The following is a 24,993-nucleotide window of genomic DNA, read 5'->3' on the forward strand; positions in this document are numbered from 1 at the left end:
AGCCTCATTAATCACTAACCGATTTAAGGAATTTGCAATGAGCGAAAATATTTTTAACGTAACGGATGCTCAATTCGAAGAAGAAGTTTTGAAAGCGGATCTTCCTGTTATTGTTGACTTCTGGGCACCATGGTGTGGTCCTTGTAAAATGATTGCCCCAGTTTTAGAAGACGTTGCTGATGAATACGCTGGTCGTGTTAAAGTTGTTAAGGTCAATGTTGACGACAACACAGAAACTGCACCTAAGTACAACGTTCGTGGTATCCCAACACTGCTAGTTATCAAAGGCGGTGAAGTGGCAGCAACGAAAGTGGGCGCTGTTTCAAAATCTCAACTAATTGAGTTCGTTGAAGGCGCGCTATAATCGCTCGCTAATACGTTTTCTAAAAGGCTGCTTACGCAGCCTTTTTTCGTTTTACCTTCTAGAAAGTTGGCTAAGATATTGTGAAAAATCACTGGACTGTGATCGTTGCAGACGTGCCATGATTTGCTCAGCATAAGGTAAGAAATTCACTAATTCATCTTTATTCATTGGACTGTCATAAGGAATGTCGACGGTTTCAGGATTTTTGTGTTGCCCTTGAATGCGGAATTCGTAATGAAGGTGTGGGCCTGTCGCCCATCCGGTTTGGCCGACTTTAGCGATTTCTGAACCTTGTCTAATTTCTTGCCCAGCAATTAATCCATCACTAAATTCACTAAGATGCGCATACAGGGTGCTAAATCCTTTGCCATGATCAATAATGATGGTATTGCCATAACCTTTCATGTTTCCTACAAAAGAAATAATGCCGTCACCAGAACTGTACACTGGGGTTCCTTCTGGAGCTGCGTAATCTACGCCTTGATGAGGGCGTGTGGTTTTAAAAATAGGGTGTAATCGGTTTGGGTTAAACTTAGATGAAACGTGGGTAAACTCAACAGGGGAGCGAATGAACGCTTTCCTAAGAGACAAGCCATCCCGAGTAAAATAGTCCGTTCCGCTATTAAGTTGATATCGGATAGCTTCAAAGACCCTGCCATTATTAATAAACTGCGCTGCGATGATTTCTCCTGAGTCTAATAATTCACCGTTAATGTAACGTTCTTCCAGTAGCATGGCGAAGCGATCTCCTTGGCGAAGGTCTAAGGCGAAATCAATATCCCAGCGGAATATATTAGTTAGCTCTAATAGTGTTTTATCACTGAGGCCAGATCTTGTGCCGTCTAGAAAAAGTGAACTACTGATTTCTACCTCTTGATAGCGAAGTTTTTTTTCCACTGGAGAGAGTTGCTCACGATAGGAAAAGTTACCTTGCTCTGAGTTATGCTGAAATATGTACGCTTTTTCTTTATTGGGGGACAGAGTCAGACTTTCCAGGCGCTGATTTGGCATCCATCTTTGAACCATCAATTTCTGGCCAGGCTGTAATGTTGTTAGTACATTTGCCTGATCAGCTTCAAGCAACTCTGCTATTTGACGGTCTGAAATACCCAGCCGATTAAGAGTTCTAGACAAAGAATCCCCTGCTTTTAAAATGATAGTGGTGGCTTGAAGTGTTTGTGCCTTTTTTTGTTGATCAAGGGGGGATGTTAAGTTTGCCTTTTGAGGAACTGGGCCTGCTGACTGTCGCGATTGAATGGTGGTTTCTTGAGTTTCGTTTGAGGTAGGCGTCAATGCCCAAAATAAAGTAGCTGTGCCTGCTACGAGTAATGAAACGGAAACGGTTAATAGGCTTTTAGTAAGCAAGGTTTTGTCCAATATAAAGGCTTAAATTTCAACATAAAGTCATATAATCCTACCAACTAAGTGGCTATAATTGAACGCCAATTAATTTTAACTCAATTAGGATTTGGATCGTAAAATGACACAGCAAAACACCGACCTATTAGCGGACTTACAGGCTCGTGGGCTTATCGCTCAAATGACAGCAGAAGAGGAGCTTCGTGCTCACTTGTCATCCGGTCGTCGTACTTTGTATTGTGGCTTTGATCCAACCGCAGATAGCCTACACTTAGGTCACCTTGTACCGTTATTAGTGCTTAAGCGTTGCCAAGATGCTGGTCATAACCCAATCGCTCTAGTGGGTGGTGCAACGGGTATGATCGGTGATCCAAGCTTCAAAGCAGCAGAACGTTCATTGAATACGTCTGACGTGGTAGCGAGTTGGGCTGACAAGATCAAAGGACAAGTCAGCCAGTTTATCTCGTTTGAAGGTGTTGATAATCCTGCACGCGTGGTGAACAACCTAGACTGGACTGGCAACATGAATGTGATTGAGTTCCTGCGTGAAATCGGTAAGCACTTCTCAGTCAATGCCATGATTAACAAAGAGTCTGTGCAGCAGCGCCTAAACCGTGAAGGTTCTGGTATCTCATTCACTGAGTTCTCATACGCCTTGCTACAAGGTATGGACTTTGCGGAGCTAAACCGCCAATACGACTGTACACTTCAGGTTGGTGGTAGCGATCAATGGGGGAATATTGTTGGCGGTATCGATCTTTCTCGTCGTCAGAACCAAGCACAAGTGTTTGGTCTAACGGTTCCACTTGTTACTAAATCTGACGGTACTAAGTTCGGTAAAACAGAATCCGGTGCTGTATGGTTGGATCCTAAGAAAACCAGCCAGTACTCTTTCTATCAATTCTGGTTGGGTACAGCAGACGCTGACGTATACAAGTTCCTGAAGTACTTCACATTCTTGTCTATCGAAGAAATTGAAGCGATTGAAAAAGCTGACCAAGAAAACGGTGGTAAGCCACAAGCGCAAGCTATTCTTGCTCGTGAAGCAACGCGTCTAGTGCACGGTGAAGAAGGTCTAGCGGCAGCAGAACGCATCACGCAAGCGTTGTTCAGCGGCGAAACCGACAAACTAAGTGAGCAAGACCTTGAGCAGATCCAATTGGATGGTCTACCAAGCAGCTCACTAGAAGGCATCAACCTTGCTGAAACACCATTGACTTCACTGCTAGCAGACGCGGGCCTTGCTGCAAGTGGTAAGCAAGTAAAAGATGCTCTGCAGCGTAACTCTGTCTTTGTAAACGGCGTTGCGAAAGGCATGGAAGATAACATGGCGGCAGCAGAGATTTTTAAAGCAGAGAATGGTTACTACGGTAAGTATTTCCTAGTGAAGCTAGGTAAGAAAAAACACCACTTGTTTGCTCTGTAAACCATTCGGTTTATTCTTCTAAAGGCGCTTCGGCGCCTTTTCTGTTTGTGTCATAGCATGATTTAAGAGATGGAGAGAATGATCACTATTGACTGGCTGAGACTCCAAACATTGCTCGGTGAGCAAGGCAAGATTTGGCTTGCTTTGAGTGGTGGTGTGGACTCTGTTGTTTTGTTGCACCTCTTAGTCAAGGATGCTCCATCAGAGCTTCGTGACCGTGTGGCGGCGATTCATGTCCATCATGGTTTGAGCGAAAACGCTGACACTTGGCTGAAGTTCTGCAAGACACTGTGCTCAAACCTCGAAGTGGATTTTTGTTTTGAAAGAGTCACTTTAGAGGGTAAGGGGTCTATTGAAGAGCAAGCGCGCAAAGAGCGTTATCGTGCGTTTGACAAGGTTTTACGGGAAGGCGATGTCTTACTTCAGGCCCATCATGCAAACGACCAAGCTGAGACCATTTTGTTTCGTCTAGAACGTGGTTGTGGTTGGCGTGGTATACAGGGGATTCCCGAAGAGCGCTCCCTTGGCGTGGCTAACGTTTATCGGCCATTACTAAAAACGCCTCGTGTTGACATTGAAGAGTATGCGGCTAAACAACAGCTTTCCTGGGTGGAAGATGAGTCTAATGATGATACGCGTTATCGCCGCAACTTTTTACGTCACAAAGTGCTGGCACCTTGGCAAGAGGGGCAACCAAATATCGCCAAACATATCGCCCAAAGTGTGGATCGAATGCAAGCGGAAGGGCGGGTGATTAATCGGCTTTTGGGGGAGGCGCTAGAGCGCTTTGTTGATCAAGATAATGGCTTGAAATTAAACATGCTACCAGAGCAGGAAAGGGGATTTTGGCTGGCGTCGTATTTGAGTGATCGAGGTATTTCGATTACTCAGCAACAACAAATGGCTCTGGTGGAAATGTTTTATAGTCATCATCAGAACCAGCCTGAGTTTCTGCACCGCAGGCATCGTATTGTACGTTACAAAAATGTACTGCATGTGCTGCCAAAAGCTTTGCCTGTTGTTGAGCAAAACATAGCGGCAGGACAATGGCTGATTCGAGCATTTGATCGAGTCTACTGCGATCAAGAGGCAGTGATTAAACCCCGCCCTGATAATGTGTCGCTACATTTAAAAAATGGTAAGACACGACCGTTAAAGAAATGGTTACAAGATAAAAATATACCAAATTGGTGGCGCGAGCAGATTCCCTATATTTATGTTGATGATGAACTCGTGGCGATCGCTGATTTATGGCAAGCACCCAACTGGCAAGGGAATGTGAAGTGGGAGCCAAATGGGCAGTTGTTATGGCCTAGCCAATCATAAAAATGCCCAGCAATTTGCTGGGCATTTGGTTATCTAGCGCTCTCATAATGATATTAGAACGAGCGGCTGTATTGTAGGCCAAGCAAAAGTGCATCTGCGTGAGTCGTACCAGTAATACTAGATACCGCATTGCTTTCAGCTACATCAACGTCTTGACCAAGTAAATAAGTGGCCCCAAAGTCTATACTGCTCATTTCATCTGGCTTGTAAGTCACCCCTGCTGAAAGCCACTGACGATCAGAGTCAGGTACTGAGATTGAGCGCTTTTGGTCTTGTGCGCTGGTATCGTACATATAACCTGCTCTTAGCTCCCAAGCATCATTCATATAATACGTACCACCAATTGAGTAGTGCCAAGCATCTTGCCAGTTGTAAGTATTAATGGTCCCAGCATTTTGAGCTTCTAATGTTTTAAACTCTGACCATCGAATAAACTGAATGCTGTAATGAACTGCATACTCCGGGGCAAGGCGGTGGAAGCCAGAAAATTCAGCAATATCTGGGAGTGGCATGATTACAGTGTCAGACTGTTTTGTTGCCGTGGCGCCAAATCGATAAACTTCCCCGTCGGCTTCAATGTCTGGGCTAAAGTGATAGTCAAAGCCAAACCTGTTGTTATCATCCACTTCAAAAAGTAGACCTAGGTTATAACCAAACCCCCAGCCATCAGCTTCTATTTCTAATAGATTGTCGACGCCGTAAAGCCCTGAAACAACAGGGTTTGCGGGACGAACAAATGTTCCTTTGCCATAGACTGCATCAACACCAGCACCTAAAGACAGTTGCTCAGTGGCTTTATAGGATCCGACAATACCAAAATTGGCGCTGACTACATCCGTTTTACCACCGTATTCATAACCAGCATATTCTTCTTCAAACTTTGTTTTAGTGCCGTAGTTTGAATACGCGTTGATACCCCAAGCGAATTTATCGTTAACCGGATGGATATAATACAAATTTGGCACAACAGACGTATCACCAATACTGTCAGAGTTTGCATCTGCACTGCTGGCGGTCAAATTATTGGTGTAAGTACCGTCTTTTACTTCAATGTCTGTAGTAATGGTTTCGACCCCAAGGGAAAGTGCGGGCCGGTCAAATAAAGACATCGCTGCTGGGTTTCTAGCTATGACAGAGGCATTGTCGCCAATTGCTGCATCTCCTGCGTATGCTCGCCCTAAACCTGTAGCGGATTGAGCATTAAGCTGAAACCCTGCCGCATGAATATTTAGGGCAGAAAATGCAAGCGCGGACGCTAACAACGTGCGCTTAAAAGGGAATGACGCGTTCATACAGTTGTTTCCTATTTCTTATTATTGGGATGGCCATGAACCTAAGCACTTTAGGTCACAGTGAACAATTGTCTATAGACCTTAGTCTTATCTAAAAATGTATTCCATGTAATTTTGTTGCGATATTGGTGGCAAATTCGATCACATTATCGACAAAAAGTAATCTGCATGGGATTTCGTTTGTTCAACAATCTGAGCATTTAAAGCATCATTCTTGGCTATTCGCTGTTTTGCTTCTTCTGAAGATATTCCCCATACTTTTTGATGGCGCTCCATTAACTGTGTCATAGCCATATCAATAGGAATGTCTATATACCATTTTTCATCTAAGTATTGCTGTGCTTGTTCGAATCCATGTTGTGCATGAAGAATATAAAGCCCCTCAACGATAAGTAATTTAGTCTCGGAAGGTATAATGATGCTGTCTTCTATAGGGTCACCCTGAGTATGATCAAAACTCGGCCATGTTAGCGTTTGGTGAGAGTGGGATTTGAATGCGTTTAGATGTTGATGGAAGCGTTCACTATCGAAGGTCCAAGGGGCCCCACGTCGGTCAAAGGCTGCCTTAGAGTCTGGGAATGAATGTAATTGCGCTTTACTAAAATGAAACCCGTCCATGCTGACACTGACCACTTGTTTTGGGTATGCCCTATTTAGCTTAAATTCAATGTAGTTCGCTAAAGTCGATTTGCCTGATCCAGGCAGGCCAGCGATTCCAATAATATAGCGACCACTTGAGCCCTCTAAGCGCTTTTTAACCTTTGCAAGAGCGTCTTGATATGACGTTTTTTGATCCAAAATACGGAAAAGATCTAGAGTCATTTGTTTCATCCAATGTAATAAGCATTGCGTATATCTTCTATGGTTATAAGTGGAGAGTATCGAAATGACTTTAACTGAGCTAGCGAAAATTACTTCTGTGGAAAAAGTTTGCATTCACTCGCTTGAATCAAACTTATATCAATTGTCTATTATTATTTCAGGGGAGGAGCACTATATTCAAGATGTCAAAGGAGGGTTTTTAACCAGCCATAATAAACTAGATCTACAGCACCTTTTTAGTGATAAAAGCGTAGGTAGTATGGTTCTATGCCATCAAAGTGCTTATGACGAGATGGTTGGTCAGCCAATAGGTGAGGGAAATATTTTAGAAGTACCAATTGGTAATCCATTTAAATAAACGATCTTTTTTGTTTGGCTATTTATGTAGGTCACTATTGTCTATAGTTTCAGTGTTGATTAACAAACAGTAGGGTTAGATTGTGAAAGCAGTACTGGATTTAGACATTAGCCGTATCGTAAAAGAAACCAGTAGTATTGTTCTTATAGAGCTCGTTTCACATGATGGTAGCGCTTTGCCGCTTTACCAAGCGGGTGCTCATATTGAGCTAAAGTTGCCGAATGGTTTATTGCGGCAATACTCGTTATGTCGCTTGCCTACAACGGGTATGTCATACGAAATAGCCGTATTGAAAGACCCTCATTCGAGAGGAGGGTCTGAATTACTGCATAAAATGCAAGTGGGAGACCGTCTTCAGGCTAGCTACCCTCAAAATCACTTCCTACTTAAGAATCCGCGAAAAACGGCTATCTTGCTAGGTGCTGGAATTGGTATTACACCACTGATACCGATGGCACAGATGCTATCTAAAACGGGCGTAGATTTTGCTCTGCATTATTCTGCGAAGTCGCCAGCGTCTGCTGCATTCTATGATCAACTTAAGACATCTGTTTTTGCCGATAAAGTGCACTGGCATTTTAGTAATTCAAATTCACGGTTAGATATTGAATCTCTATTAAGGGGTTTTACTAGCCATCCGGACTTGTATATATGTGGACCTAGTCAATATATAGAAGAAGTAATGAATTGCGCAAAAGTGATGGGCTGGCCAGAAGAGAAATTGCACAGAGAGTTCTTCACGGGGACAAAATCACCATTAATGGATCAGGTGCCGCGTGAGATGTTTCAGGTGAAGATTGCTAGCTCTGGGCAGATGATTGATGTACCGCCGGGTGTTAGTATTACAGAAGCATTGGAGATGAATGGAATTGATATCCCAATATCCTGTGAAGAAGGCTGGTGCGGCACATGTATGACTCGAGTGATTGATGGTGTTCCTGACCATAGAGATACGTTTTTATCTCCTCAAGAACATGCTCGAAATAGTCTGATAATGCCATGTTGCTCCGGATCTCGCAGTGATTGCCTTGTTCTTGATCTATAGAATACGCTCTCAAATGAATGGGACGTTACGTTTTTTGATTACAAAAGAGGCAAATCTTCTGAGCTTTTACGTTGAGTGAATCCCGCTCTGATGCTATTATTTCCTCCCGTCCTAAAGGTGCTTTTTTAAGTGCCTTTTCTCATTTCGATCATACAAATTTAAGGCGGGCTTAACACTCATGGCGACACGATATATTTTCGTCACAGGCGGCGTGGTTTCATCACTTGGTAAAGGATTGGCTTCAGCATCTCTTGCGGCGATCCTAGAATCCCGTGGTCTAAAAGTCACCATGCTTAAACTGGATCCATACATCAACGTTGATCCAGGCACAATGAGCCCATTTCAGCACGGTGAAGTGTATGTCACTGAAGACGGTGCTGAAACTGACCTAGACTTAGGTCACTACGAGCGTTTCATCGATACTAAGATGACTAAGCTGAACAACTTCACTTCTGGCCGTGTATATCAGCACGTTTTACAAAAAGAGCGTCGTGGTGATTACCTTGGTGGTACGGTTCAGGTTATTCCTCATATCACCGATGAAATCAAACGCCGCGTTATCAAAGGTGCTGAAGGTGCCGATGTCGCCTTGGTTGAAATCGGTGGCACGGTAGGTGATATTGAATCACAGCCATTCCTAGAGGCGGTACGTCAGTTAAAAGTTGAGCTAGGTTCTCACCGTGCTTTGTTCATGCACTTGACGCTGGTTCCTTACATCCGTACAGCGGGTGAGACGAAAACGAAACCGACACAACACTCTGTTAAAGAGCTACGTTCTATCGGTATTCAACCTGATATCCTTGTGTGTCGTTCTGAAGTGTCAATTGAAGCGCCTGAGCGTAAGAAAATTGCCTTGTTCACAAACGTTGATGAACGTGCGGTTATTTCTCTACCAGACGCAGACACGATCTACAAAATTCCACAGATGCTAGCGGACCAAGGTCTTGATAGCTTGATCGTTCAACGCTTTAACTTAGACTGTAACATTGCTGACTTGGAAATCTGGAACAAAGTAGCGCAAGCGAAACTAAACCCAGAGAAACAAGTAAACATCGCCATGGTTGGTAAATACATGGAGTTGTTAGATGCCTACAAGTCTTTGATTGAAGCAATGGATCATGCTGGCATTCATGCTCGCACTAAAGTAAAACTTCATTACATCGACTCTGAAAAAGTTGAAGAAGAAGGTACGTCAGTGCTAGAAGGTATGGACGCGATATTGGTACCTGGTGGCTTCGGTGAGCGTGGGGTAGAGGGTAAAATCCGTACTGCACAATATGCTCGTGAAAACAAAATCCCTTACTTGGGTATCTGTCTAGGTATGCAAGTAGCGGTTATCGAATTTGCTCGTAACGTAGCAAATTTAACCGGTGCACACAGCACTGAGTTTAACTTAAAAACAGAGAATCCTGTGGTTGGCCTTATTACTGAATGGGTCAACTCTGAAGGTTCCAAAGAAATCCGGTCAGAGGAATCCGATCTTGGTGGAACGATGCGCCTTGGCGCTCAGAACTGTAACCTGATTGAAGGTACGAAAGCCCATGCTGCGTACGGTCAAGATGTGATCAGTGAACGTCATCGTCATCGTTACGAAGTAAACAACTACTATGTTCCAGCACTGAAAGAAGCAGGCTTAACTATTTCAGGCTTGTCGGCTGATAACTCTTTAGTAGAAATGGTGGAAATCGCGGACCATCCTTGGTTTGTCGCGTGTCAATTCCACCCAGAATTTACTTCTACACCTCGATATGGTCACGGCCTGTTCAGTGCATTCGTTCATGCAGCACTGAAATATGCAGGAAAAGAAAAATAATTTTAGCAGACAGATGTTTGTGAATTTTTCATCTACTAAAAGGGGTTTGTTATGAGTCAAATCGTTGATATCAAAGCCAGAGAAGTTCTGGATTCACGTGGTAACCCGACTGTGGAAGCTGACGTAATCCTAGCGGATGGCTCGTTTGGTACAGCGTGTGCACCTTCTGGTGCCTCTACCGGTTCTCGTGAAGCTTTGGAACTGCGTGATGGCGACAAGAGCCGTTACCTAGGTAAAGGTGTATTGAAAGCTGTCGCAGCGGTAAACGGTCCAATCCGTGAAGCGCTATTAGGTAAAGACGCAACAGCGCAAGCTGAGCTAGATAAGATCATGATCGATCTTGATGGTACAGAGAACAAATCTCAATTTGGTGCGAACGCTATCCTAGCGGTTTCTTTGGCTGCAGCGAAAGCCGCGGCTGTTTCTAAGAAGGTGCCTCTGTATGCACACATCGCTGACATCAACGGTACTCCAGGCGTTTACTCAATGCCTGTTCCGATGATGAACATCATCAACGGTGGTGAGCACGCGGATAACAACGTTGATATCCAAGAGTTCATGATTCAGCCAGTTGGCGCGCCAAACTTCCGTGAAGCGCTACGTTACGGTGCCGAAATCTTCCATGCATTGAAGAAAGTTCTTAGTGCTCGTGGTTTGAATACTGCAGTAGGCGATGAGGGTGGTTTCGCACCTGACCTTGCTTCCAATGCTGAAGCACTTGCGGTAATCAAAGAAGCGGTTGCAGCGGCAGGCTACGAGCTAGGTAAAGACATTACACTAGCGATGGACTGTGCTTCTTCAGAATTCTACGAAGATGGCAAGTACAACATGAAAGGTGAAGGTAAAGTCTTCACGTCAGAAGAGTTCTCTGATTACCTAGCTGAGCTATGTGAAGAGTACCCAATCGTTTCGATCGAAGACGGTCAAGATGAATCTGACTGGGAAGGTTTTGCTTACCAAACTAAGATCCTTGGCGACAAGATCCAACTTGTTGGTGATGACTTGTTCGTAACCAATACTAAGATCCTGAAGCGTGGTATCGACGAAAGCATTGCTAACTCTATCTTGATTAAGTTCAACCAGATCGGTTCTCTAACTGAGACTCTAGAAGCGATCAAGATGGCGAAAGACGCTGGCTACACAGCTGTGATTTCTCACCGTTCAGGTGAAACGGAAGATGCGACTATCGCTGACCTTGCAGTGGGTACAGCCGCTGGCCAGATCAAAACTGGCTCTCTATGTCGTTCTGACCGTGTGTCTAAGTACAACCAATTGCTTCGTATTGAAGAGCAATTGGGTGGCAAGGCACCATACAAAGGTCGTTCTGAGATCAAAGGCCAAGCTTAATTTACGGTCTATTTATCAAAGGGAGAACATTCGTTCTCCCTTTTTTATTTTTTTTTCACTCAATTCGCGAAATAATGGGCACTCATTTGTCCAGAGCCTGAATCGTCCAACATGATGTTGCGTATTTTCTTAGCTATCTTTCTTTCCGTATCCACATACTTTGCCTTTCAATTTTATTGGGGGGATCAAGGTGTAAAACGAGAAGAGGAGCTTGCCAAACAAATTGAGTATCAAGAGCAAATCAATAAACGCTTAAAGGTACGTAATGATGCACTGCGGGCACAAATTAATGATCTTCGTCGTGGTGAGGATGCCATAGAAGAGCATGTTCGGACCGAACTCCAATATATTAAAGACGGCGAAGTCTTTTATCGAATAGTAGAAAAGTAATGACACAGTTTTGGGTGATTATTCCAGCGGCTGGCGTTGGAAAGCGTATGGCCAGCACACAGCCTAAGCAATACTTAATGTTAAATGGTAAAACCATTCTGGATACCACGATAGAAAAGTTTCTAGAGCATCCGCAGATTGCGGGTATTGCTGTCGGCGTCAGTCCAGATGACGAATATTGGAAACAATCGGAGTGGGCCGGTAATCCACAAGTCGTCCGTTTCGATGGTGGCCAAGAACGGTCTGAAACCGTACTGAATGGCTTACAAGTTTTAATGGCGATCGGTGTAGCGGATGACGAATCTGTCTTAGTGCATGATGCAGCGCGTCCGCTTGTGACTGAAGCGGCATTAACTCGGATTATGGCGCATACAGGTGAGCAAGGTGCATTGTTAGCGATACCGTGTAAAGACACTTTGAAATTAGCCGAAGAGAAGCGTTCTACTGCGACGGTAGACCGTAGTGTGATCTGGCAAGCACAAACCCCACAAAAATTCCCACTAATGGCATTGTATCAAGGTATTGCTGCAGCAATGGAAGAGGGTATTGCGATTACCGACGAAAGTTCGGCAATGGAATTGATTGGGTGGCAACCTGATTTGGTAGAGGGTGAATCCTGTAATCTGAAAATTACTGTGCCAGAAGATCTTGTAATTGCCCAAGCTTTGCTTAGCCTGCAGCCAACCGCTAACTCATAGGAGAATGCTATGCTTCCATTTCGTATAGGCCACGGCTTTGATGTTCATAAATTTGGAGAAGGCGACCATATTATTATTGGTGGTGTTTCCATACCCTATGACAAAGGGCTGATAGCGCACTCCGATGGCGATGTTGCGCTACATGCTTTAACGGACGCTTTGCTTGGCGCGGCCGCATTGGGGGATATTGGTAAACACTTTCCTGATACGGATGCTGAATTTGAAGGTGCTGATAGCCGAGTGTTGTTGCGTCAGGTTTATTCAGAGATTCAAAAGCTCGGCTGGTCTGTAGCTAACGTTGATGTAACTATTATCGCGCAAGCACCTAAAATGCGACCGCATATTGATGACATGCGTGCCAACATAGCCGAGGATCTTCAAATCGATATGTCAGCCACGAACGTCAAAGCAACGACAACGGAGAAGTTGGGGTTCACTGGGCGTAAAGAAGGTATTGCTGTCGAAGCCGTGGCACTATTGTACCGAGAGAATGCATGAACACTGATTGGCATTACGCGTGGACAGTACCCCATGCGCGCGCAGATTTAAAAACCTTTGCCAGCGATTTCCTTGTTGAAGAAATCTTAGGATTTGAACCAGAAGGCAAAGGCGAGTTCGTTTATTTGTGGATTGAGAAGCAGGGTGTTAATACTGATTACTTAGCCAAACGTTTGGCACAAGCTGCCGATATTTCTCCGAATAGAGTGACCTATGCGGGGGTTAAGGATCGACATGCTTGTACGCGCCAGTGGTTTTGTTTGCACATGACTGGGCAAGCGCCGGATCTTACTCCAATAGAGCAAGTATTTCGTGAGCCTGAAATAGTTCGAGTGTTATTGCAAACACGTCACTCGAAAAAGCTAAAAACAGGTGGCCTGCAAGGGAATCGCTTTGTATTACGCTTACGCAACCTTCAAGGAGAGCGTTCAGAGGTTGAGCAACGTTTAAGTCTAATTGAACGCTTTGGCGTGCCGAACTATTACGGTGAACAACGTTTTGGTATTCAAGGCAACAATTTAGTTAATGGCTATCAATTTGTCATGCCAGGACGAAAAGGTACTCACAAACTGAATAAAACTCAGTCGTTTTGGCTATCAGCAATCCGCTCATGGTTCTTCAATGAAGCGTTATCGCAATTTGTAGAGCAGGGCAGTTGGGATACGTTGAGTGTTGGTGATATTGCCCAACCGAGAGATGGTTCACAATCCTTTCGTATAAAAGAGCATTCGTTAGAAAACCTAGTGCGCCATCGTAATGGAGACATTTCGCCAGTTCTGCCTTTGATCAGTGATGGTTGGCCGATGGGCACTAACTCAGAGCGAGCTAAGGCGATGACTGAACTATATGCTGATCAGAGTGATTTATTAGAGGGGTTGATCAGCTTCGATTTCTCTAGAGACAGTCGTGCGACACGAATCGTCCCAACTAATATGGCCTGGGAATTGCTATCTAATACAAAGGAAGCAGACCAACTGGTGTTGCAATTTGAGCTTCCGAAAGGCGCTTTTGCAACGAGTGTTCTAAGAGAACTTTTTACTATTAACGATCGATCTCAAGACAAGCATAATGAGACTACTTCTTTCGAATGATGATGGACTGGATGCTCTAGGTATTCAAACCTTAGCAAAACAACTAAAAAGTCGATATGACGTCACTTTAGTCGCACCTGACCGAGACCGAAGTGGTGCTAGCAATTCATTAACGTTAACTCGTCCATTGCGTCCGACTAACGTTCGTAAGAACCAATACAAAGTGGATGGCACACCAACAGATTGTGTTAACTTGGCGATCTCTGAAGTGATTGATGGCCGTTTTGATGCTGTGATTTCAGGAATCAATCATGGGCCTAACCTAGGAGACGATGTTCTTTACTCGGGAACAGTAGCCGCTGCGATGGAAGCGCGTCACCTTGGGCGGCCAGCAATTGCCGTTTCATTGGTAGGGAAACAGCACTTTGACACGGCAGCAAAAGTCATTGATACACTTTTGCAGGATGCGCATGCGTTAGCATTACCGCCAAAAGTGCTGCTTAACATTAATGTGCCAGATTTGCCTTTTGAAGAGTTGAAAGGTATCAAAGTGACTCGTTTAGGCTATCGCCATCAAGCTCATCCTGCGATTCCTGCGAACCATCCAAAGGGTATTGAATGCTATTGGATTGGGATGTTGGCAGAACCAAATGATGCGGCTGATGACACAGATTTCTATGCTGTTTCTAATGGCTATGTTTCTATTACTCCTATTCATACGGATATGACCTGCCATTCATCTATCAATCAATTACGTCAATGGGTGAATGATTTAGCACCATGAGTATGGCATTGGATGAGTTATTAAAAAGGTCTCAGCCTCGATCTAGTCAAATGCTAGAACACTTAATGTGTGAAGGTGTAGAACATGCTGAGTTGCTTGAACTCATGGGGCGGCTTCCGCGCCATGAGTTTGTGGAACCAGCTTTTTCTCATCTAGCGTACAGCCCAACACCGCTCCCGATTGGACGAAGCCAGACAATCAGTCAGCCATTGACCGTTGCTAAGATGACCATGTGGTTGTTGAGTTATGCGCGTCTGGGGCGAGTTTTAGAAGTGGGGACTGGGTCTGGTTATCAAACCTGTTTATTGGCTCACTTTTTTAATAAAGTGCACACCATTGAGAGACAGAAGAGCCTCTATCTGCAAGCTCAGACTCGTATTCGAAGTATGGGGTTCAACAATGTTGAGTTCTTACATGGCGATGGTCATTTGGGGTGGCCGCAAAAAGTTCAAATGGACGCCATTATTGTCACTGCTATGGCCAGTAAAGTGCCAGTTGCCTTAACCGATATGTTAAAAGAAGATGGCATTTTAATTATGCCAATTGCAGATGAAGTACCCAGCATTGGTTGCTGGCAGCGCATGGGAGATAAGTGGAAGCGTTTAGAATCTACTCCAGCGCAATTTGTTCCATTATTAGAAGGGAAAGTGGATGCCTAAGTGGCTTAGAACGTATTTAAGTGGTTTATTAATGGGAGCTGCTGATGTAGTGCCTGGCGTATCTGGTGGTACCATTGCGTTCATAGTAGGAATATATGACCGCTTAATTAATGCCTTAAGTGGTGTGAATAAGACTAGCATAATGATGTTGTTCAAAGGTGACTTTAAAGGGTTATGGCATCATTTTGATGGTTATTTTTTACTGGCTCTTTTGCTAGGCGTTGCAACCAGTATTTTTGGTATTGCGAGTGCCATAACTGCCTTATTAGCAGCTTACCCCGTTTGGTTGTGGAGCTTTTTCTTTGGTTTGATTCTCGCATCAGCGTATGTTTTGTTGCATCAAGTCCCAAGTTTTTCTAAACGACACGTTGCAATCATGATGTTAGGTGTAATAGTTGGCGCATCTCTTTCCTTATTGGTGCCGACGCAAGTGCCAGCTACCTCCCTAATGATTTTCTTTTCTGGAATGATTGCGATCTGCGCGATGATTCTTCCAGGTATCTCTGGCAGCTTTATTCTTTTGATGTTGGGAATGTACGGCTTCGTTATGACCGCAATAAAAGAGCTAGACATATTGGTGATTTCTATTTTTGCTTTGGGTGCTCTATTAGGCCTTTTAAGTTTCTCTAAAGTGTTGAACTGGTTGCTAAAAAAAGCTAAGTCCATAACCCTTACATTGTTAACTGGCATTATGTTAGGCGCGTTAGTGAAAGTCTGGCCATGGAAACAAGTAACTGCCTATATTGATGTGGGTAGTAAGCGCTTACCAAGTGAAGAGCAATTGCTTCTGCCATGGCAAATGGCAGGCTTTAATATAGTTGATACGTTATTAATACCAGTTTTTTTGATGTTATTAGGAGTGCTAATGGTTTACGGAGTACATTACATCTCATTACAAAAAACTAACACCCACACAAAACCGTCATAGATATGTAAATAGAGAAGTGTTTAATGTTGGGTGCATGCTTGCTGAGAAACATTATTAGATTGTTTATTTTGCTGACACAGCGATTCAGTGTTGTGGCAATAGCATGTTTTCTTATAGTGGGCTGTGCATCTGATAGTTTCCATTATTCTAATGTTGCCAATTCTAGAAACTCGTCGACTGCACCAAGTACTAGGTCCATTCCAAGTTCAGGAATCCATCGAGTTCAATCAGGTGATACATTGTTTTCTATCGCTTTTTCTTACGGTCTAGACTATAGAAATGTAGCGAGTATTAATGGAATCGCTGCTCCTTACATTATCTACCCAAACCAGAAAATTCGATTAAGGGGCTCAGCCAGTCGCACAGCATCCACTGCTTCAACAAGTAAAACAAAACCATCAACATCTGCTCCTAAGACTGTAACAAAAAAGACCACAGAAAAAGTGAACTCCTCTTCAAGACCTGTGTCAACTGTAAATATACCTGAGCAAAAAGTGTCTTCATGGCATTGGCCGATAGTCGGAGCTGTCACAAAAAGCTTTTCAAATGCTGGCGTAAGTAGTAAAGGTATAGACATAAAAGGGAAGAATTCTGAGCATGTTAAAGCAGCAGCAGATGGTGTAGTCGTCTATGCGGGCAATGGTCTGATTGGTTATGGTAATTTGGTCATTGTAAAACATAATGACGTCTACTTAAGTGCCTATGCGTACAATGATCGAATTCTAGTCAAGGAAAAACAAAGTGTTCGAGCGGGTGACTCCCTCGCTATCATTGGTGGTAAAGGCTCAGAAAGACCTTTATTGCACTTTGAAGTGAGGCGAGATGGCCAGCCAATTGATCCACTAAAAGTGTTACCCAAACAATAATAATCATAATTTGGGAATTGAGGAGGGCTATATGAAATCGGTAGAGACGGACAAATCAGGTGAAGATCTAATTCACAATACTGATGATTTTGATTTCGAAAGTATAGATGATGTAGTTGATGATACGGACGAGGAGTTCGAATCGGCTGTTAATGCTCGTTACGCAGACAGCGATACTAAATCTCTAGATGTAACACAACTTTACCTGAGTGAAATTGGGTATTCACCTTTATTAAGTGCTGAAGAGGAAGTGTACTTTGCTCGACTTGCCTTAAAAGGTGATGATGCTGCTCGCAAACGAATGATCGAAAGTAACTTGCGATTAGTCGTTAAAATTTCTCGTAGATACCTAAATCGAGGACTAACGTTACTGGATCTGATCGAAGAGGGAAACCTTGGCCTAATTCGAGCAGTGGAGAAGTTCGATCCAGAACGAGGCTTCCGTTTTTCAACTTACGCTACTTGGTGGATAAGACAAACCATCGAAAGAGCGATCATGAACCAAACCCGTACAATCCGCTTGCCGATTCATGTGGTCAAGGAGTTGAACGTTTACCTTCGCGCCGCCCGTGAATTGACTCAAAAGTTAGATCATGAACCAACGCCTGAAGAAATCGCTCAGATGTTAGATCGACCCGTTGAAGACGTACAAAAAATGCTAAGTCTGAACGAGCGTGTCAGTTCGATTGATTCTCCTGTAGGAGGGATGGATAACGATAAAAGTCTTGTTGAGGTGCTGGCTGACACTCAACATTCTGGTCCAGAAGACGACCGTCAAGAAGGGGATGTCCATCACAATATTGAGCAGCTATTGGATGAGCTGAATGATAAACAACGTGAGGTCATCGCTAGACGTTTTGGGCTAAGAGGTTATGAACCAAGTACACTTGAAGATGTGGGTGCTGAGATTGGTTTAACACGTGAACGTGTCCGCCAAATTCAGGTTGAAGCTCTCCGTAAGCTTAGAATGATGCTACAGACACGTGGGCTCTCTCTGGCTGATGTTATTGATTTAGACCATTAAAAAATAGGTTGTGTTATAAAAAGCTCTAGTTCGTACTAGAGCTTTTTTATTAATGATCTTCTTCCGTTGAGATTTGAAGTTCTTCAATTTGGTCTTGCACACGTGCTCGGTATTTTTCAGAGAGGCCTTTCACCGTATAAGCAAGCACTTCACCATGATCTCTTTCGATGATCTCAGGCAGGCTTAGAATAATTCGATTCTGAATTTCAGGGACGGTTATTACATCCTCACTCACTACGAGCATATTTTGGGATTCGGACAAGGCTAGTGCATCGGCCGCGTCAATCAAGTTACGTATTTCATCTTGTTCAATTTGATTTGCTTCGAACATTTTTGACAAGGCTTCAGAGCCCTTGTGTAGTCCCATGTGGTAATTTACATCAGGAACGTCTGTATAGAGGTTGGTTTCCATCAGCTGTTCAAGCAGTTTCTGAATCAGCTCTGCACAACAAGCTGCATTCATATATAGATTATCGTCGCAATTCTTAGCCTGAAAGAGCATTAATACGCTGTCTTTTTCATACTGGTGAACTTGACCGTTGTAAAACTCACTTGCTAAGAAAATCGTTCTATATAAAGGTGTAAGTAGATTGGCTACCTGAAGTGGCGGGAGTTCTTCTCGCCATTCATTTAAATGTTTAAATTGTATGAATAAAGCGCAGGATTCGCGTTCTGTTTCTTTGATGATTTGCTCAAAATTGATCTCAAATTGACCTTCCTCATCAACTGGCGTAGCTTGCACGTCTTGTTCATCTACTTCATGTTTGATTGGCGAGACTAGATCGAGACCTTGTAATAAGCGAACTTGATTGATCAGCTCATAAGCCTCTTTATATGTGTGCTCTGGCATCGGGGCATTGTTTGTCCCATTGGTGTAAGCTTCTATGGCATCGGTTGTTCTAGCAATCGGCATGAACATTCGTCGTATGATTAACAATAAAAGTACGCTGGTGATGGCGGCCAAGAAAATTCCAAGACCAATCATAAGATTACTAATATGTTTTAACGTACTTTGTGTTGATGTTTTATCGAGAGTAATCAATACATGCCCTACCACGTCGTCCCTAAAGCGAATCGGAGAGCTAAATACTCGGTGTGTGTCGGTAGGTCTTACTTCACTTTCACTACTGCTTTGAGTACCGTTACGATTCGCTTCAGCTAGGAGCTCATCTTTTTTGTTGTATACGCGGGCGCTTAGAATGCTATCACTTACTACCAAGCGGTTAAGTAAGACATTTAAACTTAAAAGATCGTTGGTTAGGATCGATTGTGTCGCATTGAATGCGGCTTGAGTGGCAAGGCTGCTGCCTAAAACATCGGTTTGTTGATTAAGATGTTTGTTTACTGCTGACGTGACAGAAAACCATATAACCACTAAGGTAATCAATATAAGAGATAAATAGGCAGTGAGCAAAAGGCTCGCAGAAGAGCACTTCTTCAAAAGTGCTTGGTACCCAGATGAGAGTTTTTTCACGATGTCCATCGACGTCCTAGTATGTTTTTAATATGGGTATCTTATTGATTTATCCAATATTTCGAAATGGTCTCTCTGTGTTTTCGGACCGAGTTGTAAAATCTTTAACCCTGTATAACGGTTAGCGTCTTGGTTGGGATTTGGTATAGTAGGCGTCCCCATTATCAGGAGTTAATATGACTGCTTCGATCACACTTATTGGCGACCGTTTATCTCAATATCAACCATGCTTTAATGCTTGGTTAACGAAACAATCTTTAGATGCGACACGAACGGTTCTTACTAATCCGCAAGATTCTATTAATGTGTGGCGATATGACCTTAGCACTCCCATTGAAGATGGTAAACATAACAGCTTGCGTTTGGAACTCTTAGCATTAGCTGACACAACCAAAATTGATCATATTTTACAAACATCTCAGCCGCTTTTATCGAAACCAGGGTTGGCGGTCTTTGATATGGATTCTACGCTCATTAAAGCAGAAGTGATGGACGAACTGGCGGTAGAGATGGGCATTGGCGAACAAATTGCCGCTGTAACAGCCAGCGCGATGCGTGGTGAGATAGATTTTACAGAAAGCTTTACACAACGCTTATCATTATTAGATGGTCTTAGTAGTGATGTGATGGATTCTGTTTACCAGCGTATTCAGCATATGGATGGTATTTCTCCATTGATGAAAGTGCTCAATCATTATGGATGGAAGACGGCGATCTTGTCGGGTGGATTTACTTACTTTGCCGACCGAGTACAAAAGGACCATAACATGACTGAAGTGCATGCAAATGTATTAGAGGTCGTAGATGGTAAGTTGACGGGTAAGCACTTGGGTCCTATCGTTGATGCACAGCGTAAACAAGTTCTGCTTGGAGAACTGAAAGGAAAGTATCAAGTACCAGCCTCACAAACAATTGCTTGTGGCGATGGTGCGAATGACCTACTTATGTTGAATGATGCGGCATTGGGCGTGGCACTCCATGCAAAACCTATCGTTCGAGAGCAAGCTCCATGCCCCATGAGTCAGATGGGGCTTGATGGTATCTTATATTTGTTAGGTTTAACGAGTGACGAGATTGCCACAGTACTCCAAGACTAATTCTATTATTAAGATGTGAAATGAAATGCCCGATAAAACAGTATCGGGCATTTTGGTTTTCAGCGCTCTATTCGTTGTTATCGAGGCGAGCGGTCCACTCTTTTGTGAGAATTTCTACTAATCCGTAGCGTCTTAGTGATAAAGCGGAAGCAAGCTCATCAAAATTTTCATCTAGATAATCGAATAAGATCTTCTGTCTTAATTCGACTAAAACTTTGATTTGTTCACCCTGCTCAAATGTAACATCTTGGTGCTTAATAAGTGCGTCCAATACCTGATCTCGGCGCTCTATCGAGACATCATAATGGTGTTGTAATACATAAATAGCCAAGTCAAGCATTGAAGCGACTAACAATTGAAAGGTATGTTCAACGGCCATTACTTCATCTTGACTCAGGGATGTTGATCTCTCTTTTTGACGATGAATATCTAGACGCTTAATCATGGCATGCTGATGTTCGTACAACGATTGTTCCCAAGCTTTATCTCTCACAGGTAAACTCCTTAAAACTTCAAGGTTTGCTTAAGTGTAGATTAGAAGCTATCAAATGGGTAAAAGTTGAGCTTACTATCCGGAGTTATGTCATGTTTTGCTGGTACATGGAGATAGCCATCTGTTTGACTAGCCGCTAATAATGCACCTGAGCTCTGTTGCGTATGAGGGGTGGCGATACCGTTTTGCACATATACTCTTAAAAACTCATCCCGAGATTGATTGCCTTTACGGGAAAAATGACACGTCACTGGATAGGGGGTAGGAAGAGTTAAGTGTTCTCCTGCCGCTTTTGCAAACGCTAGACGGGCGAACAGGTGAAACGTGACAAGAGTGGAGCTTGGATTACCAGGAAGGCCAATAAACGGTGTATTAAACACGTTTGCAAACACTAATGGTTTACCAGGCTTGATGGCAATCTTCCAAAGGTGTAAAGCACCGTTGCGCTCAATGGTATTTTTTACATGATCTTCTTCGCCAACTGATACACCACCGGAGGATAAAATGATGTCACACTGTTCGCTCAGTGCTTGCAATGCTTGCTCGGTATCGGCCACAGAATCATTGGCATGCATAACTTTGCAAACTTGGTGGCCTGCGCTTTGTACAAGAGACGTCATGAGTGGGCCGTTGGAGTTATAAATCTGTCCCGGTTGCAGTGCTGCATCAGGCGATTGAAGCTCATCGCCAGTGGTTAAAATACCCACCTTCAAGGGACAATAAACCCTAATATCAGCTACACCAATACTGGCTAATACACCAATATCAATGGCATTGAGACGTTTGCCTTGGCTCAGAACTTTCATGCCTTTGGCGATATCTTGCCCTGCGGGACGAATGTTTTGATGTGTCACGACCGTCTTAAGAAAGTGGATTCTATCTCCCTGAATCTCTGTATGTTCTTGCATCACAACGGCATCTGCACCGGCAGGTATTTCTGCCCCAGTAAAAATACGTGCACAGGAGTTTTCTGCTAAAGGGGAAGGGGGTTGTCCAGCAGCAATGCGCTGAGAAACGATTAGATCTGATTGGGATGCTAGATCGCTACAGCGAACGGCATAACCGTCCATGGCGCTGTTGGCCGCTGGAGGAACATTTATTGGTGATTCTATGTCGCAAGCAAGAACACGTCCCAGTGCTTCCAATAATGGAACGCTTTCAGTAGACGTGATCACATCTAAGGTCTGTGTGATATGTTCAAGTGCTTCTTGCAGAGGCATAAGAGATGACATTGTTATACCTCATGCACTGGTGGTTGATAAGGACCTAGTAGCATAGTGACAAAATTACATGGCTTGTGGCGTGCATCAAGCTGCTCTTTGATAATGCCATGCCAAGCCGTTTTGCAGGCCCCTGTTGAACCAGGTAAACAAAAAATAAGAGTGTTATTAGCCAGTCCCGCTAGAGCACGAGATTGAATCGTAGATGTGCCGATTTCATCGTAGGAGATTTGTCTAAACAGTTCGCCAAAACCATCGACCTGCTTATCGAGTAGTGGTGTGATGGCCTCAGGGGTGCTGTCGCGAGAGTAAAACCCCGTACCGCCTGTAATTAATACAACGTTCACTGAGTTATCTGCGATCCATTGTGATACGACGGCACGCATCGCATAAATATCATCTTTGACAATGGTTCGCTCGCCAAGGGTATGGCCTGCTTCGGTTAACGCATGGATTAACGCGTCACCTGAAGTATCCTCGGCCAAAGAGCGTGTGTCGGATACCGTTAGAACATTTATATTTAAGGGACGAAATGGAGAAGGCACTTTAGCCATGGAGACATCCTTATATTTAGCCGCCAGTAGCGCTCATAAAGCGTAGAATCTGCGGCTCTTCATCTAAGTTAAAATGGTGTTTTTCAGGTTTTAGAGCCAATGCTTTCACGATTTGATCTTGCAATGGCTTTAGGTCATTTGGGTGCGTTCTGAGAACGCTTTTCAAATCTTTAGAGTGCTCATTGCCAAGGCATAACAGCAAACGGCCTTCAACCGTCATACGTACACGGTTGCAGGTGCTACAGAAGTTATGGCTATGTGGAGAAATTAAACCAACTTTAGAGTGCTCTCCCTCGATTTGAAAATAACGCGATGGCCCGCCAGTCTTATGTTGGCTGGGGGTTAATTGCCATTGCGTCTGTAGTCGTTTGAGTATGCTGTCACTAGAGACGTAAACTTCAGCACGATCATGATCTGATATGGCACCAAGAGGCATCTCCTCAATAAAGCTGATGTCCATATTGCGTTGCAAAGCGTATTCAACAAGTTCTTCAATTTCATCATCGTTGTGGCCACTAAGAATAACCGCATTGAGCTTTAGCTGTTTAAAGGGGAGGGCGGTTACGGTATCAATACCACGCAATACCTGTTCTAGTTTGTCCCTTCGTGTGAGCTTTTCAAAACGATCACGTTTAAGTGTATCTAAACTGATATTAATGCGTGATACGCCTAAGTCGAATAACGACTGACCCATTTTTTCGAGTTGAGAACCATTGGTGGTGATGGTCAGTTCCTCTAACTCTGGTAGCATGGCAATCTGTTCTAATGCCCATAAGATATCTTTTCTCACCAAAGGCTCACCGCCTGTAATGCGAATCTTACGTGTACCTAATTCAACAAAGGCCTTAGCAACTTGAACTATTTCCTCAAGAGACAATATATCCTTGCGAGGTAGGAATGTCGCATTCTCATCCATGCAATAGGTGCAGCGAAAGTCACATCGATCGGTGACCGATATGCGTAAATAGTCGATATTTCGACCGAATGGATCTATAAGCATGGAATCTGACACTTGAATTAGCCTCGCTACAACTTTCTAATAGAAGCAAAATTTGTTCACAGAGGCAAAGTTCTCTGTCCTAACTGCGGCTGACGTGATGCGCATAGCATGCCGTGCATCGATCATTAACGCCAATTTTTGAAATAGGGGAATCGCAGTGCATAGTGTTATACATAATTTGATTGAGTTACTCACTTTGAATCGTGTGTCTGACACACAATTTGTCGGTAAGAGTCAAGATTTAGGCTTTCCCAAGGTGTTTGGAGGCCAAGTTGTGGGGCAGTCGCTAAGTGCCGCAGCACAAACTGTTCCAGCAGATCGCTTCCCGCACTCATTACATAGTTACTTTATTCGCCCAGGCGATGCAAAGCAAACGATTGATTATGATGTAGAGACCGTTCGCGATGGGGGCAGTTTCAGTGTGCGACGTGTGATTGCGCGTCAGAATGGCGACACGATCCTAGTTATGACTGCATCCTTTCAAAAGTTTGAAGATGGTTTATCCCATCAAGAAGCCATGCCGAATGTTCCGGGGCCGGAAAACTTTAAATCAGAGTTGAGCCTTTTTCAGAGACATGCTGAGGAAATCCCCGAGCGCATTCGAAGTCTATTAACAGCAGAAAGGCCAATCGAATACCGTATTGTCGAAAATCAAAACCCATTTCGCCCACGACCAGGTTTGCCTGCGAGACATATGTGGATTCGAAGTGTGTCGCCGCTACCTGATAATGAACTGGTGCATCAGTCAATGCTGGCTTATACCACGGACTATGGCTTCTTGGAGACCGCACTTCAGCCCCATGGAATTTCGATTGGCAATCCAGGCCTTCAAATTGCGAGCTTGGATCACTCCATATGGTTTCATCGACCATTTCGTTTAGATGATTGGTTGCTTTATGTGGCCGACAGCCCTTCAGCATCTGGAGCGCGAGGGTTTGTACGCGGCAAAATTTTCGACAGAGAAGGAAATCTCGTTGCCTCAACGGCTCAAGAAGGGTTGATTAGGTTAATGAATAAGTAAAGTGTTACAAAATGTAAACGATCTATTTGAAGTGTTGTTTTTGTGTTAATTTTGATCGATTGACCAATTAACAATTGATTTAACGACAAGTCGCTGTTGTGGTA

26 protein-coding genes are annotated in these 24,993 nt (G+C 43.7%); 18 read left to right on the top strand and 8 right to left on the bottom strand.

The window, feature by feature from the left end; translation table 11 throughout:
• Positions 1-37 precede the first annotated feature (37 nt).
• Entirely contained in the window at positions 38-364 is a 327-nt protein-coding gene (gene trxA, locus JHD44_RS01480) for a thioredoxin TrxA (RefSeq protein WP_199460367.1), read from the top strand.
• 51 nt (positions 365-415) lie between these two features.
• Here trxA and JHD44_RS01485 read toward each other — a convergent pair whose 3' ends face one another.
• Complete coding sequence (locus tag JHD44_RS01485) at positions 416-1,729, bottom strand: peptidoglycan DD-metalloendopeptidase family protein (protein ID WP_199460369.1); 1,314 nt, start codon at positions 1,727-1,729, stop codon at positions 416-418.
• Between the two features lie 115 nt (positions 1,730-1,844).
• Between JHD44_RS01485 and tyrS the strand changes: the two genes are divergently transcribed.
• Both tyrS and tilS read left to right on the top strand, forming a co-directional pair.
• Positions 1,845-3,149, top strand: coding sequence for a tyrosine--tRNA ligase (gene tyrS / locus JHD44_RS01490; protein WP_199460371.1), 1,305 nt, complete (start codon positions 1,845-1,847; stop codon positions 3,147-3,149).
• Between the two features lie 78 nt (positions 3,150-3,227).
• On the top strand, positions 3,228-4,475 hold the full coding sequence (tilS, locus tag JHD44_RS01495) for a tRNA lysidine(34) synthetase TilS (RefSeq protein ID WP_199460373.1): 1,248 nt from the start codon (positions 3,228-3,230) through the stop codon (positions 4,473-4,475).
• Positions 4,476-4,528: 53 nt separating this feature from the next.
• Here the strand turns inward: tilS and JHD44_RS01500 are convergent, their stop codons facing one another.
• Both JHD44_RS01500 and JHD44_RS01505 read right to left on the bottom strand, forming a co-directional pair.
• Entirely contained in the window at positions 4,529-5,767 is a 1,239-nt protein-coding gene (locus JHD44_RS01500) for an outer membrane protein transport protein (RefSeq protein ID WP_199460375.1), read from the bottom strand.
• Between the two features lie 141 nt (positions 5,768-5,908).
• Positions 5,909-6,589: a hypothetical protein gene (locus tag JHD44_RS01505; RefSeq protein WP_199460377.1), complete on the bottom strand. Its 681-nt coding sequence runs from the start codon at positions 6,587-6,589 to the stop codon at positions 5,909-5,911.
• 64 nt (positions 6,590-6,653) lie between these two features.
• Here JHD44_RS01505 and JHD44_RS01510 point away from each other — a divergent pair, with 64 nt between their 5' ends.
• From JHD44_RS01510 to rpoS, 13 genes are all read left to right on the top strand, one after another.
• On the top strand, positions 6,654-6,947 hold the full coding sequence (locus JHD44_RS01510) for a DUF6482 family protein (protein WP_199460379.1): 294 nt from the start codon (positions 6,654-6,656) through the stop codon (positions 6,945-6,947).
• A gap of 82 nt (positions 6,948-7,029) precedes the next feature.
• On the top strand, positions 7,030-7,992 hold the full coding sequence (locus JHD44_RS01515; RefSeq protein WP_325097026.1) for a PDR/VanB family oxidoreductase: 963 nt from the start codon (positions 7,030-7,032) through the stop codon (positions 7,990-7,992).
• 178 nt (positions 7,993-8,170) lie between these two features.
• Positions 8,171-9,805 carry a CTP synthase gene (locus JHD44_RS01520; protein WP_199460381.1) on the top strand — a complete coding sequence of 545 codons (1,635 nt, stop codon included), beginning with the start codon at positions 8,171-8,173 and terminating at the stop codon, positions 9,803-9,805.
• A gap of 51 nt (positions 9,806-9,856) precedes the next feature.
• Positions 9,857-11,152, top strand: coding sequence for a phosphopyruvate hydratase (eno, locus tag JHD44_RS01525; RefSeq protein WP_199460383.1), 1,296 nt, complete (start codon positions 9,857-9,859; stop codon positions 11,150-11,152).
• A gap of 111 nt (positions 11,153-11,263) precedes the next feature.
• Positions 11,264-11,542, top strand: a complete 279-nt coding sequence (locus tag JHD44_RS01530) for a septum formation initiator family protein (protein WP_233401555.1) — start codon at positions 11,264-11,266, stop codon at positions 11,540-11,542.
• Entirely contained in the window at positions 11,542-12,240 is a 699-nt protein-coding gene (gene ispD / locus JHD44_RS01535) for a 2-C-methyl-D-erythritol 4-phosphate cytidylyltransferase (protein ID WP_199460385.1), read from the top strand. The genes JHD44_RS01530 and ispD overlap by 1 nt, the downstream gene beginning before the upstream one ends.
• Before the next feature lie 9 nt (positions 12,241-12,249).
• Complete coding sequence (ispF, locus tag JHD44_RS01540) at positions 12,250-12,738, top strand: 2-C-methyl-D-erythritol 2,4-cyclodiphosphate synthase (RefSeq protein WP_199460387.1); 489 nt, start codon at positions 12,250-12,252, stop codon at positions 12,736-12,738.
• Positions 12,735-13,829 (top strand): tRNA pseudouridine(13) synthase TruD, encoded by a 1,095-nt coding sequence (truD, locus tag JHD44_RS01545; protein WP_199460389.1) that lies wholly within the window; start codon positions 12,735-12,737, stop codon positions 13,827-13,829. The genes ispF and truD overlap by 4 nt, the downstream gene beginning before the upstream one ends.
• The gene (gene surE / locus JHD44_RS01550; RefSeq protein ID WP_199460391.1) at positions 13,807-14,553 is read left to right on the top strand and encodes a 5'/3'-nucleotidase SurE; all 747 of its coding nucleotides are present in this window, start codon (positions 13,807-13,809) and stop codon (positions 14,551-14,553) included. Before truD ends, surE begins: the two co-directional genes overlap by 23 nt.
• On the top strand, positions 14,550-15,212 hold the full coding sequence (locus tag JHD44_RS01555) for a protein-L-isoaspartate(D-aspartate) O-methyltransferase (protein ID WP_199460393.1): 663 nt from the start codon (positions 14,550-14,552) through the stop codon (positions 15,210-15,212). Before surE ends, JHD44_RS01555 begins: the two co-directional genes overlap by 4 nt.
• Entirely contained in the window at positions 15,205-16,140 is a 936-nt protein-coding gene (locus JHD44_RS01560) for a DUF368 domain-containing protein (protein WP_199460395.1), read from the top strand. The genes JHD44_RS01555 and JHD44_RS01560 overlap by 8 nt, the downstream gene beginning before the upstream one ends.
• 239 nt (positions 16,141-16,379) lie before the next feature.
• Entirely contained in the window at positions 16,380-17,006 is a 627-nt protein-coding gene (locus tag JHD44_RS01565) for a peptidoglycan DD-metalloendopeptidase family protein (protein WP_233401558.1), read from the top strand.
• 31 nt (positions 17,007-17,037) lie between these two features.
• A complete protein-coding gene (gene rpoS, locus JHD44_RS01570; protein ID WP_199460399.1) occupies positions 17,038-18,030 on the top strand; it encodes an RNA polymerase sigma factor RpoS in 993 nt (330 codons plus the stop codon).
• Between the two features lie 49 nt (positions 18,031-18,079).
• On the opposite strand, the gene JHD44_RS01575 is transcribed toward rpoS, so the two are convergent.
• Positions 18,080-19,513, bottom strand: coding sequence for an AhpA/YtjB family protein (locus JHD44_RS01575; protein WP_199460401.1), 1,434 nt, complete (start codon positions 19,511-19,513; stop codon positions 18,080-18,082).
• Positions 19,514-19,680: 167 nt separating this feature from the next.
• Here JHD44_RS01575 and serB point away from each other — a divergent pair, with 167 nt between their 5' ends.
• On the top strand, positions 19,681-20,601 hold the full coding sequence (serB, locus tag JHD44_RS01580; RefSeq protein WP_199460403.1) for a phosphoserine phosphatase SerB: 921 nt from the start codon (positions 19,681-19,683) through the stop codon (positions 20,599-20,601).
• Positions 20,602-20,668: 67 nt separating this feature from the next.
• Here the strand turns inward: serB and JHD44_RS01585 are convergent, their stop codons facing one another.
• The 4 genes from JHD44_RS01585 to moaA are packed head-to-tail and all read right to left on the bottom strand — an operon-like array spanning position 20,669 to position 23,868.
• Positions 20,669-21,094 carry a hypothetical protein gene (locus JHD44_RS01585; protein WP_199460405.1) on the bottom strand — a complete coding sequence of 142 codons (426 nt, stop codon included), beginning with the start codon at positions 21,092-21,094 and terminating at the stop codon, positions 20,669-20,671.
• Between the two features lie 41 nt (positions 21,095-21,135).
• Positions 21,136-22,326, bottom strand: a complete 1,191-nt coding sequence (gene glp, locus JHD44_RS01590; RefSeq protein ID WP_199460407.1) for a gephyrin-like molybdotransferase Glp — start codon at positions 22,324-22,326, stop codon at positions 21,136-21,138.
• 2 nt (positions 22,327-22,328) lie between these two features.
• The gene (gene moaB, locus JHD44_RS01595) at positions 22,329-22,868 is read right to left on the bottom strand and encodes a molybdenum cofactor biosynthesis protein B (protein WP_133562800.1); all 540 of its coding nucleotides are present in this window, start codon (positions 22,866-22,868) and stop codon (positions 22,329-22,331) included.
• 16 nt (positions 22,869-22,884) lie between these two features.
• A complete protein-coding gene (moaA, locus tag JHD44_RS01600) occupies positions 22,885-23,868 on the bottom strand; it encodes a GTP 3',8-cyclase MoaA (protein WP_199460409.1) in 984 nt (327 codons plus the stop codon).
• A 157-nt stretch (positions 23,869-24,025) separates the two neighbouring features.
• Between moaA and tesB the strand changes: the two genes are divergently transcribed.
• The gene (gene tesB / locus JHD44_RS01605; RefSeq protein ID WP_199460411.1) at positions 24,026-24,889 is read left to right on the top strand and encodes an acyl-CoA thioesterase II; all 864 of its coding nucleotides are present in this window, start codon (positions 24,026-24,028) and stop codon (positions 24,887-24,889) included.
• Positions 24,890-24,993: the final 104 nt, after the last annotated feature.

It is taken from the genome of Marinomonas ostreistagni (genome assembly GCF_016461785.1).
GTDB classification, from domain to species: Bacteria; Pseudomonadota; Gammaproteobacteria; order Pseudomonadales; family Marinomonadaceae; genus Marinomonas; species Marinomonas ostreistagni_A.